Origin of the sequence: Dictyobacter aurantiacus (assembly GCF_003967515.1) — a bacterium.
Lineage (GTDB): Bacteria > Chloroflexota > Ktedonobacteria > Ktedonobacterales > Ktedonobacteraceae > Dictyobacter > Dictyobacter aurantiacus.
Genome location: NZ_BIFQ01000002.1, coordinates 1267060 through 1279816 on the forward strand (window position 1 = coordinate 1267060; position 12757 = coordinate 1279816).

Genomic DNA, 12757 nt, shown 5'->3' on the forward strand with positions numbered 1-12757 from the left:
AGAATAGAGAGATATATATAGCTATTATGTCCTAATAGATGGTTCATATTGATAATTATGCATTTTACGCATCTGTAACGGCTCTGATCCAAAAAAGCTAGCAGGTCATGTCTTCATGATATGACCTGCTAGCTTTTGGGAACCGGTCCTATAAAGCTTGCTGGCTGCGGTTATTGTTGATTGCCGTATTGCTGGAGCCAGCTGGAAATGAGCATATAGGCCAGGCTGGAAGGTGGTGGAAGTTCGGGCAGTGTATCAGGACTAAACCAGTGCACGTCGTCAAGCTCGTTGTCTTGAGGATGAACGGTACCACTTTTATAGCGCGCCATGAAACCGATCATGAGCTGGCTAGGAAATGGCCAGGGTTGGCTGCACCTGTATTCCAGGTCTTCAATTTCAATGCCCGCTTCTTCTTTCACTTCCCGACGAACGCATTCTTCAAGCGTTTCTCCGGGTTCGACAAAGCCCGCGATGAGTCCGTAGCGTTTGCCCCAGCCGGCTTTGTGGGCCATGAGAACGCGTTTTCCATCGTGAATCAAGATGATGATGGCCGGAACTACGGCGGGATAGCCGGTATAGTGGCCTTTCACACAGCTTCTGCCCCATCCACCATCAACTGGTACCATGGGTGATCCGCAGACCGGACAGTAGCGGCTGGTCTGGTACCAGTTGATGAGCTGGGATGCATAGGTGGCAATGTTGTATTCGCTGCCTGGCATCAGGTTATAGAGCTCGCGTAAGCCAACGGCCTTCCAATCGCCTGGTAGTGATGCTTCGGGATCAAGCGCGCTAGCCAGGCACGGCTGGCCCCTGTAACGTCCGATGTACAGTATCTCCTCGTGCTTTATATTATCCAGCAGGGTCTGATCCCCCTGCAGTATGGCCGCATCCTGATCTCCGACTTTTAGCATGAGCCTCTGGCCTTGAAAGGGGAACCAGAGCACCTGCCCCTCTGGTATAGGTTGCGTTGGATAGACGCGCTCGAATTCGTTGTTGGTATTGTCTGCGATACTCTCGATATTTGCCATGATATACCCCTGTTACCTTCTTCTGGAATAGAAATGAATCTGGTAGCTGCTCAGGTAGAGATGCTATTCGTTAGGGAGTGACATTTATTAGACTGAGTTTATAGTATCACAAGTCGGTGGCCTTTTTTATTTGCACTTTTTCAGGTACAATGCATAAAAACGGTACTGTATTTTATCGAGGAGTAATACTCTCAAAAGAGGTGCTTGAAGATGCAGTCTCTATCTCTTGATGCGTTGCCCGATCTTCCTCAATGCGCAACGATTGTACAGGTGGCCTCTACCCTCTGGGAACGAGATGATGTGCTTGCGCTCTGGGTTGGAGGGAGTCTGGCGAGCGGCACCGGTGATGTCATGAGCGATGTCGATTTCCGCGTCGCGGTCTCCCCTTCTGATCTGGATAGCTGGCGTCAGCCCGCATTTGAGCAATTGTTTACGCAGATTGCCGTACAGGGTCACTCTTTTATGCAGTTTGGGAATGATGCCTTCCTTCATCATCTTGTCTTTTCTAATGGTGAAATCTTTGATTTCTTCGTCCAGAGTACCGAGAGGCTCCCTACGGCGGAATCCCTGGTGGTGTTGGGGTGCCGTTCTCAACCGTTTCAACTCAAGTTGACCGAGCAGAATCGCTTGATCATCAGGCAACCGCTGCCTGTGATAGCGGATTCGGTGGAACAGTTATTGGTAGATTTCTGGATCAGCACCCATAAGCATCGCAAAGTTCTTTTTCGCGATCTCCCTCTTATGGTGCCTTTAGGGCTTTCGGTCGAGACCAACATGATCATGCGACTCTGGTATATTCAGGTGAGTGGTGAGGATTGTGGGGATCTGCGCCAGCAGACGATTCACAGCTTTTCTCACATCGCCCGTACCATTGAGCGGTCTCTTGGATCAGACGTTTTGAGGATGCTGGGGGCTCCAATTCGTGATTTGTCCGAGCTTTGTTCTGCCATTGAACTTCATCGTTCTATTATTGCTCGTGTTGGTCGGGAACTCGCCCATATCTATAAGTTTACGTATCCCGTGTCTCTGGAAGCTATGGTCGTGGATCACTGGCAACGCTTCAAATCCAGTCTGCCTCTATAAAACGAGGAGTTGATCAGGAATAATCCGCACCGGTTATTCCTGATCAACTCCTTGACAAATTAAGCTCACTTGAATTATGCTACCGTATATAAATCATTTTAGAGTACAAGTTTTACGTTGTACTTTGAAAATCATTGATTCATATAAAACATATACATTCATGTAAAATTCTCTAATTGTCGCATTAATGTGGTTGAGGTGTTGGAGGTGCTTTTTGGAGCAATATACTTTGTATTCACAACCATTCTCTCATATGGATGATACTTTAGAGTTACGAATAGTATCTTTATCATCCCAGAATCCTGCTTTTTATACGTCTATAACGGCTGCTTTACAGGCTGCTATGAATGGAGATACTATTCTGGTTGAGCCTGGTATTTATCGTGAGTCTGTGGTTATTGATAAAGATGTCTGTCTGGTTGGGTGTGGCGGTCCTACGGCGGTAACTATTGAAAGTATCGATCTTCCCTGCCTCTCTTTACAGGCACACGACGTGCGCATCGAGGGTATTACTGTGCGCAATTCTCTGGCCGTACAGCCAAGTCAGTATGGGGCGGTAGATGTGTCTTGTGGACAGGTGGAGTTGGTGGACTGTGATCTCTCATCGATCTCCTACGCCTGCCTGGCTGTTTCTGGACCCGAGGCGGCTGCCCACGTGAGAAATTGCCGCATCCATGACTGTGATGGTTATGGGGTACTGGTGAGCACCGTCGGGAGTTGTAGGCTTGAGCAATGTACTATCCAGCGTAATGGGCTGGCTGAGGCGGCCGCGTTCCAGAACAGCGATTTATCGTTGCAAGATTGTACGTTGTGTGAGGGGAAAGGTTATGGCGTCCTGATTCAGGATTGTAGCCAGGGGCGTCTCTTACGCTGTGATATCCATGCCAACGCGCAGGCAGGGGTGGCTGTGTTTCAGGAAAGCATCGCTGATGTCTCGGATTGTAAGTTGCATCATGGCTGGGGAAGTGGCTTGACGTTCTATCAGCAGGCTCGTGGCCTGGTGCAGGATTGTGAAGTGTACGCCAATCTCAGCTCCGCGGTAGAGATTAAGCATCATAGCTCCCCCATAATTCGTTCGTGCAAGATATATAAAGGCAAGTGGTCTGGTATCCTGGTGAGCGATGTGAGCCAGGGTATTATTGAGGATTGTGAGATCTTTGATAATGTGATGGCCGGTATCGAGGTGATGTGGGAAAGCAATCCCATTATTCGCCGCTGTTCGATTCATCATCATGCGTATCCGGGGATCGCTGTTTTTCAGGGTGGGCGTGGCATCATTGCTGATTGTGATCTCAGGCAGAACGCGCCCGGTGCGCTCTCCGTCGAAGCGGGTTCTCAGGTATACCAGGAGCGTACCTTGTCCACCGTGGATCCGCCATCTTCTTGAACAATCAGTTTTATGTCGCTCACGAGGTCAGTCCCAGAGCTGAAGTTGTCTTAGCACATCTTTGGCTGGCGGCCAGTTGCTGACCGTGCCTGTGGTAAGGCTACTGAGTACGGGATCGGTGATGTAGCGCATTTTGAGCAGCCTGCGGTTCAGCTCGATTTTTTCCCAACTGTCCAGTACCTTTGCCTCTAACGCCTTGCTTAATCTACCGCTTGCTACTAACTCTTCTAACTGGAGTCCATCGGCCAGCAGGCGCGCTGCCGTGCGTGGACCAATGCCCGCGATCCCTTTGATGTTGTCGGATGGATCGCCGGTAAGGGCTCTGAAATCACACCACTGCGCTGGGACTATGCCAAACTGGACCAGGATATCTTCGTGCTGGATAATCCACTGTGCTCTCTTGCGGGCGGTGTTGAGAATTCTGGTAGTCTGGCTGACCAGTTGATAAAAATCTTTATCGGTCGACATAATGTAGATATCTCGACCTTTCTGCGCCTCATCGGTAACCAGCGTTGAAATAAGGTCATCCGCCTCACACGTCTCTTGTTCTATCCAGCGGATCTGCAGGGCATCCAGGCCAGCTTTAATATCGGGCATGGCTGTGAAGATAGTTGGATCTTTAAGGACACGCTGCGCCTTGTATTCTTCATGTTCGGCCAGGCGACTGCTAGTCCCCTGTATCCCATCAAAAAAGACCACCCATTCGGCCTCCCCGATCTCTTGCGCCGCTTTGCGTGCGATGGCGAAGAAACCAAAGACGGCCGTTCGATCTACGCCGGAACGGCTCTTAATGGGGGCTGGAAAGCCAAAGGCGGCCCTGAACAACAGATTGTGACCGTCTACGACCACAAGCGGTATCATCACGCTCTCTATCCTCTCAATGGTGCTGACACCTGATAGTATAACCCATGCTGTCCATATCCCTGCAATGGCTCCTTTAAATGTTTAAAAAGCTATACATTCTAGCATTTGCACACAATCGTGTTGTAACTGTACTTTGTGTCTATAGAGCGCATAAGAAAACTGTATATTGTGATGAGACTCCTGCGACACCTTTTGTCATATATTTGCATTGACCTATCCAAATAAAGCAGCGCATACTAAAGAGTATAACCATTCAGAAATGCATCAATCATATTTGCATCTGATGTGTAGTGGTGTGACAGGGGCACGGATGCACACCAGTAAAAAGTGTGTCTGACACTATCTGAGTTTAAGAAGAGGATTTCATGGCTGATTCAACACGATCCCAACGAGGCAGTCGTCGCCTTTCCCCTTTTTCGTCTGTGGTGACACTGGCATTGTGGCGTTGGAGACAAACAGGTTTTTTGATGAGCATCATCGCCCTCGGCATGATCGCTGCTGTATTGATCGCGGGTGCTATTCCGCTCTTTTCGGATGTGATGTCGACGGCGGGCTTACGTACAACACTGCGTTCGACTCCAGATGATTCGGAGATCGTGGCCACGGCGAATTTGGTTGCTTTGTCATCCGCTTCTGTTGCGGCCGTTCATGATCAATTTCAATCGTTGGTGAAGCCTGCGTTGGGCTCATTTGTGCAGGAGCCTGAGTTCTCCTTTGTGAGTGGCGATCTGTCATTCGCTGCACCCTCAAAGGAGGATCGTTCATTGATTGTGAGCGCTGTCAATACGGCTCATGCAGCGTCTCACGTGGCTCATTTAAAAGGACAGATGGCTGCGACTACCAATGCCCAGGCTAATACCATCGATGTGATGGTGACGCCTCTGACGGCTAAGCGTCTGGGCGTAAAGATCGGCTCTACTATTCCGTTGAATCTGAATTATTTCGCCAAGCCACAGCCCGGCCCGTATTCTAATGATCCCGCACCTCCACAACGGAAGTTTCTGATTACCGGGCGTGTCGTGGGGACCTTTGATATCGATCCCGCCAATAGCGCCTACTGGCATGGCAACACCTTTCAGCCGACCAGCTTTTCCGCTCAGGGCCATACCGCCTATTCCTATAACTTTATGGTTTCTGAGGATCGCCTGCTTTCCATTGTGGAACAGGTGCGCACCCTGAATAAGGCGGATGGCGTCTTCTCTACCCTGGGTGCTTATTCATGTTTGTGGTCCTATCATTTGAATCCCGCCATGGCTACAGTTGGCAACCTGGATAACCTGATCAATCAACTGGCTTCGCTGCAGAATCAGTATCAGGCTAATTATGGTGATAGCACCTTTGTCCAGGATGCGGGCAATACCTTTCCGTTTGTATCCAAGATGGATCTGCAGAGTACGCTGTTTAGCTATTCTGATAGTCCCAGCAACCTTGAACGTTTTCGTAGCCGCATCTCGGTGGCGCAGATACCCGCGGCTGTGTTGACGATTATGATCATGGTACTGATCCTCTTTTTTGTGAGCTTGATGACCAATCTGCTGGTCGATCGCCAGTCTGAGGCGATCGCGGTCCTGCGTTCGCGGGGCGCCAGTAGCAGCCAGATTTTCTGGGCATTGATGACGCAATGTATCGGACTGGGCGTTCTGGCGCTGCTGATCGGTCTGCCTTTGGCGGTCTTCCTGATTCTTTCGATTTCGGGACGCATCCTACCCCAGGCTTCTCGGGATGCCTTGAATGTGATTACCAACAACCCGCTTGCCGCGCTGGAACGGGGCGTCTGGTATGCGCTGGCGGTGATTCTGGTGGTCTGGTTGACGATGAGTCTCTCTATCTTTGGTGCCTCACGCTCGGATGTGCTGGCTATTCGTCGTCAGTCTAGTCGCAGTAACAGGCGACCTTTGTGGCAGCGTTTGAATCTGGATGTAATCGCGGCCATCATCGCTCTGGCCGGCTATGGGGTTTCATACTATCTGACCAGTCTGAGCGACGTTATCCAGGGCGACGCGAAAACCTTGATCGCGACCCCGCTCTCCATTATCGCGCCGTTCTTCTTGATTATTGGTTTGATGTTTCTGTTCCTGCGTGTGTTCCCGTTGTTGTTGCGCCTGATGGCCTCGATAGTGACTCGCGGACGTGGTGCCGTCTCTATGCTGGCGCTGGCGCAGATTGGACGTACGCCACGGCAGTCGATTCGCATGACGTTGTTGCTGGCGCTGGCGACGGCCTTTGCCCTGTTTACGCTGGTCTATATGGCGACCCAGGCCCAGCATATTCAGGATATCTCCATCTACCAGGTCGGCGCCGACATCAGTGGTGACACGTATTCACAGGTCAATGTGCATGATCCGGCAAAGCTGACGAGCCGCTACATGGGTGTTCCAGGTGTAATCGCGGCCAGTTCCGGCTATCAGACGCAGGCGGTTGGGGGCCGTGGTGGTGGCATCACTATGGAAGTGCGCGCGGTGGATTCCCACACCTTTGGCTCGACGGTCATCTGGCCCTCCCAGCAGGAGGCACAAAAGGGTAATGCGCTCCTGAAGCAGTTGCTCTCCAGAAGTTCGGTTTCAATCAAGCTAGGAGTCGTACCGGTTATTATTGATAACAATACCGCCAATGCGCTCTTGCTGCATAATAACTCTGACCTGACGGTGCGCATCAACGGCTTGAACATCTCTGATATGACCTGTGTCGTGGTCGGGATCGTGCCGCATATCCCTACGATCAACGACCGCATCGCCGTAGGTGGCAAAGGCAGCGTCATTCCCGGTGGTGTCTTGATGGATTATATGACCTATACAACGATTTACAATAATAAATTGCATAAAGCAAACAAGGGTATGGTTATACCCGATGTTCCCGTCATCAATCACGTCTGGCTGCATACAAAATCTGATCAGGCTTCATTGATCAGCGTGCGAACGGCGTTGAAGCAGCCGCAGTATGGGCTGCAGAACCTGCAAGATCGCTGGCAGATCCTGGCCTCCCTCAACACCGATCCGCTCTATCTGATCCTGACGGGATTGATGATTGTGGGCACAATTACAGCCCTCTTGCTGGCTCTGGTTGGTGATCTCCTGGCATCCTGGCTGAGCGCACGTATGCGCCTGACCAACTTTGCTATCCTGCGCGCCATTGGCACGACGCCACGCGAAGTCGCCAGTATGCTTACCTGGGAGCAGGCTATTGTCTATAGCATTGGACTGTTGCTGGGCGTTGGCTTTGGATTGGTGCTGGCCAACACCATGATACCCGCGCTCTCCTTTACCGACCTGAATAGTACCCTGGCCAATAATGATCAGCTCTACTCGCTCCAGTCGGCCTTCCCGACCCGCATCATCTTTCCTTCTACCCTCATCTGGGCCCTGGTCGCGCTGATCGGTCTGTATGCGATCGCCCTGATCACTATGGTCAGCGTCGTCTCGCGTCCCACCCTCGGGCAGGTTCTGCGCCTCAACGAGGACTGATTCGCTATTAATCTTCACACAGAGGATAGCATCCCCGGCGGGATGTTATCCTCTCTTTTCTTTAGCTGGCGTAGGTTGTCTGATTGCGGGTGGCGATTGAAAAGTGGAGTGGATAGTTGATAACCAGGGAATGGAAGGCGCCATCGCGTTCTTCAGTGAAGTGATAGACGACATCGTGATCGGTCTCGGCAATAAAGATGTTCTCGCTGATCGGGAAGAGCGCTACCTCTCTGGCTCCTTTGCGCAGCAGGATGCGCTGGTCCTGCTCTACGACCTCTATACGTGATCCAGGCATATCATAGTGTCCCACAATCTTCTTGATCTCGACGAGCTCGCGGGAAAGCGTCTGGTAAGTGGCGGTGGGAAAGCTGATATATTGGGCTGCGATCTCTAGCGCGACGCGTTCCGTAGAGAATTCCCGATAGTTGGTCAGGATCAGGATTGTCAGGTTGTCCTCGATAAATCTTGTGATGAGCGAGCGAAAACCATTGGCCCAGCCGCCATGGCAGGCCAGCGTCTTGCCACGGTACTTTGAGAAGGACCAGCCGAAGCCGTATTCCACGCAGCGTCCATCGGCCAGACGCACAGGTGTAAACATCAATTGCTGCGTGTCAGCGTCGATCAGTGTATGATTGTGTAGCGCTTGCTCCCAGATGAGCAGATCTTCTAGCGTAGACTCCATGGCGCCAGATGAGTGGGTGCTGATGCTGCTTGTGAAAGGTGCCGGAATGATAGTATCGTTCTGATTGATATAGCCGCTGGCCCGATTTGGAATAATCGGTGTTGTACATTGGAAGTAGGAGTGGTGCATCCCTAGCGGCTCCAAGATGGCCTGCCGGATGAATCTCTCATAGTCGATGCCTGTGACGCGCTCAACGATCAACCCCAGCAGGTGATAGCCCGAGTTGCCATAGCAGAAATTGGTGCCTGGCTCGAAGAGTAATGGTAGATGACGAAACAGGGCGATCACTTCTTCGATGGTCAGGTGCCTTGCTGCCTGGTCCTGGAATACTGGCAGTTCTGCCACATTGACCAGGCCCGAGGTGTGCGTGAGCAGGTGTTTTAATGTGATGTTGTGCCAGGCCGGGGGACAATCGGGTAGGTAAGCGGTCAGGTGATCTTCAATGTGGAGCCTGCCCTGCGTTTGCAGGATCAGGATGGCCATGGCGGTAAACTGTTTGGTGAGTGAAGCGATGCGAAAAACTGTATCGGGCCGAATGGGCACATTCCATTCCAGCGAAGCCAGCCCGTAGCCCTGACAATGTAGCAGGTCCCCTCCCCGCAAAACGCCAATGGCCGCTCCAGGGCCATTGTGAACCAGGCGTGCCTGTACTAAAGAATCAATAGTCTGTCTCATTGGGAACTCCTTACAAGAAAGAGATGATAAAGGCAGGCTATATGCGTGTGTCCTCGTATCTGTTTCGTATCGTGCTGGTTCTGCTGATCGGAGTAGCGACATGGTTGGTGAACGAGCCTGACGAAACAGGGATGCTTCGATATCTATGCTCATTCATCAACACCATCATGGTGGAGCATGGGAAAATCAAAGGGGAAAGCACGCCTCAACGCGTCTCAACCTGGTTGGACACTGAACTATATCCTATGGCTATAGCATACAAAGTTTCTGCTTGAAAAACAATTGACCATGCTCATATTGGCCTCTATCCTACAGATCTATCCCCCGTTCAGGCTATCGATTGCTCATCGTTATATCTCCAGAACGATCACAATAATCAGGATCGCCAGCGCCATCGATCCGAACGCACTGTCCCCGCCCTGTCTTTTCCAGGAAAGCAAAATGATAAGACATGGTATAAGATATATAAGACATCTAAGCAGGTAATAAAAAAAGAGGTATTGCTTATAGGTCGGACCTTTTTTAATCTTTTTTTGTGTTTTTTCCCACCTCACTTTTTTATATCTCCTATCCAGTAGTGTAAAACCTGCTTCACTCTAGAAGCATATAGCTGCTGGCAGATTCCTCTAAGATTCTTCATCAGGTTCGACAATTTTTCTGGCGCATACGTTTTTATTACCGATTAATATGCTCTTTGCCGTCCATGTTCATTATGCCAATCATTTCTGGCGCTGTGGTGATGAAGTTGGACCGAGCAATTTTTCATCTCCTCTGCACAGCTTTTTTTATTTGAAAAGCGATTTGGGAGTTAGCAGAAATGTTCTCTGCTTATACTTTGAACATGTTCTTTGCATTGCAGTGTACATTGCAAGCTATGTTGAAACATTTTGTATCGTCCTTTCGCTTTGAATTGTTTATCTATTCATTTTTTGAACTGTGCTTTGCCAGGAACTGTGTGTTCAGAAGGGATCTACTTGTTATGAGTGAGGTTGCTAAGCTTCGTCAGCAAATCGAGTTGGAGCTGGTGGCGATGCGCCGTGGTCTGTCCGGTCTGTCTTGTGGTGATGCTCGCCATGCCTTTATTCGCGCGCGGATGGATCGTGTGGGAGTATGCCAGGACCGGCTGGCCCATCATCTGGGCGAGAGCGATGCGACGCTGGTAGTGTGTGAACTGTACATCCAGACGATGGAAGAGATGGAGCGTGTGGCCGAGACCGTGTAGTGTGTGAATGTTATCGCTCTGTAGTGCTTGCTTGTAGATGCTTGTTTTGCGATTCAGCTCGGTATTTGTGGCTTGCGACGTTTTGAGCACACCAGAGGAAAAGAGCATGTTTGCAGAGTTTTTGACAATGTATGATATTCATCGCTGGCTACGCTATGTGTCCTGGCTTGGTCTGGGCTTGCTGTTCGTCTTTTTTCTGGTGGCTGAAGGCGGTCTGCCTCCACAGTCCTGGCTGGCTTTAATCCAGAGCGTATCGGTGCTACCGGCTCTGTGGCCTGCTCACGGTATCTCGTCTCTGACGCATGTGGTGAACCCGTTGATCTGGTCGGTGATCTGGGGGTGTCTGTGGTACGTGGCGTTAAGAGTTTGTAAGGTCCTGTTTCAGCATCATCAACAGCTGTCGGCACAGATGGCCCGGCAGTTAAGCGGATCCTGGTTGCCAGCGAACCAGCTGTCACTGGCCGTCTCACCTCAGTTACATGCTGGTAGTGATAGCCTGGGAATAACGGTACCGCGTTTACGCCTGCCACAGCGTTCTCCCATCTCCGGCGACTCTGGATCACTGGTCCTGCCGCGCGGACCCATAGTCAGAGACGTGGCGGATGTGCCGACGCGTCCGGCAGTTGAGCCCGCTCGCCTGACTGTGCCGCTGGATGCGCTGCCCGCTGAGTATCCGGCGGCGCTGCCTTTGCGTGTTGGCGTCGGTTGGCATACAGGCCTGGTGCGTCGTGATTCCCCCAATGAAGACAATATCGTGGCGTTCCAGGGAACGTATACCTACCAGGGCCATTTATTGCCGTTTGGCCTGTTTGTGGTCGCCGATGGCATGGGTGGTCACGCGGATGGTCTGCTGGCCAGCCGCATTGCCATGCAGAGTATGTCGTATACCGTGTTGCAGAACATCATCATGGGACGCGAATTGAGCAACGAGTTCTTTATCGATATGCTGGTGGGCGGTGTCGAGTGGGCCAACATGGCCATTTTCCAGCGGGCGCAGGCCGATGGTACCGAAATGGGAACCACCCTGACGGCCGCGCTGGTGATAAACAGGCGGGCCTATGTGGTGAATGTGGGCGATAGTCGCACCTACCTGTTTCGCGATAGCAGCGGTCTGACGCAGGTGACGCGCGATCATTCGCTGGTGGCGTCATTGGTGGCGTTTGGTGAGATTACTCCGGATGAGATCTACACCCATCCTGAGCGCAGCAAGATTTATCGTAGCGTGGGCCAGGGTGAGGAGCTACATATTGATTCGTTTGTCGTTGATCTTCAGCCGCACGATCGCCTGCTGCTGTGTTCAGATGGACTGTGGGAGATGGTGCGTGATCCTGCTATTGAGCGCGTGCTGCGGGCAAGTGATAGCGCCCCTGTAGCGTCCGATCGGCTTGTGCAGATGGCGTTGCGTGGTGGTGGTTGTGACAATATCAGCGTGGTGGTGCTGGATGTTTAGCTGGCGACCGTACCGGATACCTTGTCGGCCCGGCACGATCACTATAGCGATGGGATCAGGCTTTGACGAGATGTTGTTTGAGCCAGGATAAGGTATGTTCCCAGGCGTCGGCCGAGTCATCCGCCCGGTAGGTGTCGCGGTTGGTATGGAAAAATGAACGCCTGGCCTGTGGATAGACGATAATATGGTGTTTTTTCTCATGCCTGGCCAGTTTTTCCTGTAGCCAGCGAATGTAGTCCTGGGAGATCGTCTCGTCCTCCCCACCATAGATGCCCAGGAAAGGGGCCACGGTCGCCTGAATGGCCTGCTCATGGCTGGGATTATCGGGATCACCCTGGCCACCATAGAAGATAATTAGCGCGCCTACCCGGTTGGCGTGCCCGGTCGAAGCGAGCATGGCGGCCAGACTGCCCCCGATACCGAAACCGAGCAGGCCAATTTTCTTAGGATCAACCAGGGGCGAGTTCTCTAAATATGCGATGGATTGCTCTATCTCCTGCAGGGCGCTCTGTCGATCAAGCTGTTGTGCGAGCTGCTGGGCCTCCTCAGCATCTGTGACCACCTGGCCATGATACAGGTCAGGGGACAGCGCGACAAAACCTTCCTGTGCCAATCGTTCGACCACCTGTTGCATATGGGTGTCGATGCCCCACCACTCTTGCAGCACGACAACACCCGGAAACGTCCCCTCCCCTTTGGGGTGAGCCAGGTAACCAAATGTTGATCTTCCCGCCGCCTTAAATTCAACAATCTGTGAATGAATAAGCATATACGTCATACCTTTATCTTCATTTTTTTTGATTGCGGGCCAGCGCAATAAGGCATACAGATGGATGTGGCCATTATATTGGAGGCCTCATTGTCTTATACGGACAATTGTACTGTTTCGTTTGCATGAATAATCT

Annotated in this window: 9 protein-coding genes; 5 read left to right on the plus strand and 4 right to left on the minus strand. The window is 51.5% G+C overall.

Annotated features, from left to right (window positions below; translation table 11 throughout):
* Positions 1–170 precede the first annotated feature (170 nt).
* Complete coding sequence (nudC, locus tag KTT_RS30045) at positions 171–1028, minus strand: NAD(+) diphosphatase (protein WP_126601370.1); 858 nt, start codon at positions 1026–1028, stop codon at positions 171–173.
* A 210-nt stretch (positions 1029–1238) separates the two neighbouring features.
* On the opposite strand from nudC, the gene KTT_RS30050 reads away from it, so the two are divergent.
* Together KTT_RS30050 and KTT_RS30055 are read left to right on the plus strand one after the other, a co-directional pair.
* Entirely contained in the window at positions 1239–2111 is an 873-nt protein-coding gene (locus KTT_RS30050; RefSeq protein ID WP_126601371.1) for a hypothetical protein, read from the plus strand.
* 343 nt (positions 2112–2454) lie between these two features.
* Positions 2455–3498 carry a right-handed parallel beta-helix repeat-containing protein gene (locus KTT_RS30055; RefSeq protein WP_160146227.1) on the plus strand — a complete coding sequence of 348 codons (1044 nt, stop codon included), beginning with the start codon at positions 2455–2457 and terminating at the stop codon, positions 3496–3498.
* A gap of 27 nt (positions 3499–3525) precedes the next feature.
* On the opposite strand, the gene KTT_RS30060 is transcribed toward KTT_RS30055, so the two are convergent.
* Positions 3526–4359 carry a 5'-3' exonuclease gene (locus KTT_RS30060; protein ID WP_235845982.1) on the minus strand — a complete coding sequence of 278 codons (834 nt, stop codon included), beginning with the start codon at positions 4357–4359 and terminating at the stop codon, positions 3526–3528.
* Between the two features lie 368 nt (positions 4360–4727).
* Between KTT_RS30060 and KTT_RS30065 the strand changes: the two genes are divergently transcribed.
* Complete coding sequence (locus KTT_RS30065) at positions 4728–7823, plus strand: FtsX-like permease family protein (RefSeq protein WP_126601374.1); 3096 nt, start codon at positions 4728–4730, stop codon at positions 7821–7823.
* A 61-nt stretch (positions 7824–7884) separates the two neighbouring features.
* Here the strand turns inward: KTT_RS30065 and KTT_RS30070 are convergent, their stop codons facing one another.
* Positions 7885–9180 (minus strand): serine hydrolase domain-containing protein, encoded by a 1296-nt coding sequence (locus KTT_RS30070; RefSeq protein WP_160146228.1) that lies wholly within the window; start codon positions 9178–9180, stop codon positions 7885–7887.
* Positions 9181–10159: 979 nt separating this feature from the next.
* On the opposite strand from KTT_RS30070, the gene KTT_RS30075 reads away from it, so the two are divergent.
* A complete protein-coding gene (locus KTT_RS30075) occupies positions 10160–10402 on the plus strand; it encodes a hypothetical protein (RefSeq protein ID WP_126601376.1) in 243 nt (80 codons plus the stop codon).
* A gap of 106 nt (positions 10403–10508) precedes the next feature.
* On the plus strand, positions 10509–11852 hold the full coding sequence (locus tag KTT_RS30080) for a PP2C family protein-serine/threonine phosphatase (RefSeq protein WP_160146229.1): 1344 nt from the start codon (positions 10509–10511) through the stop codon (positions 11850–11852).
* A gap of 55 nt (positions 11853–11907) precedes the next feature.
* Here KTT_RS30080 and KTT_RS30085 read toward each other — a convergent pair whose 3' ends face one another.
* Positions 11908–12621 (minus strand): dienelactone hydrolase family protein, encoded by a 714-nt coding sequence (locus KTT_RS30085; protein ID WP_160146230.1) that lies wholly within the window; start codon positions 12619–12621, stop codon positions 11908–11910.
* Positions 12622–12757: the final 136 nt, after the last annotated feature.

Excerpts from the sequence above, each read along its gene's own strand:
- nudC (WP_126601370.1), bottom strand. The coding sequence starts at position 1,028 with ATGGCAAATATCGAGAGTATCGCAGACAATACCAACAACGAATTCGAG.
- KTT_RS30050 (WP_126601371.1), top strand. The coding sequence starts at position 1,239 with ATGCAGTCTCTATCTCTTGATGCGTTGCCCGATCTTCCTCAATGCGCA.
- KTT_RS30055 (WP_160146227.1), top strand. The coding sequence starts at position 2,455 with ATGAATGGAGATACTATTCTGGTTGAGCCTGGTATTTATCGTGAGTCT.
- KTT_RS30060 (WP_235845982.1), bottom strand. The coding sequence starts at position 4,359 with ATGATACCGCTTGTGGTCGTAGACGGTCACAATCTGTTGTTCAGGGCC.
- KTT_RS30065 (WP_126601374.1), top strand. The coding sequence starts at position 4,728 with ATGGCTGATTCAACACGATCCCAACGAGGCAGTCGTCGCCTTTCCCCT.
- KTT_RS30070 (WP_160146228.1), bottom strand. The coding sequence starts at position 9,180 with ATGAGACAGACTATTGATTCTTTAGTACAGGCACGCCTGGTTCACAAT.
- KTT_RS30075 (WP_126601376.1), top strand. The coding sequence starts at position 10,160 with ATGAGTGAGGTTGCTAAGCTTCGTCAGCAAATCGAGTTGGAGCTGGTG.
- KTT_RS30080 (WP_160146229.1), top strand. The coding sequence starts at position 10,509 with ATGTTTGCAGAGTTTTTGACAATGTATGATATTCATCGCTGGCTACGC.
- KTT_RS30085 (WP_160146230.1), bottom strand. The coding sequence starts at position 12,621 with ATGCTTATTCATTCACAGATTGTTGAATTTAAGGCGGCGGGAAGATCA.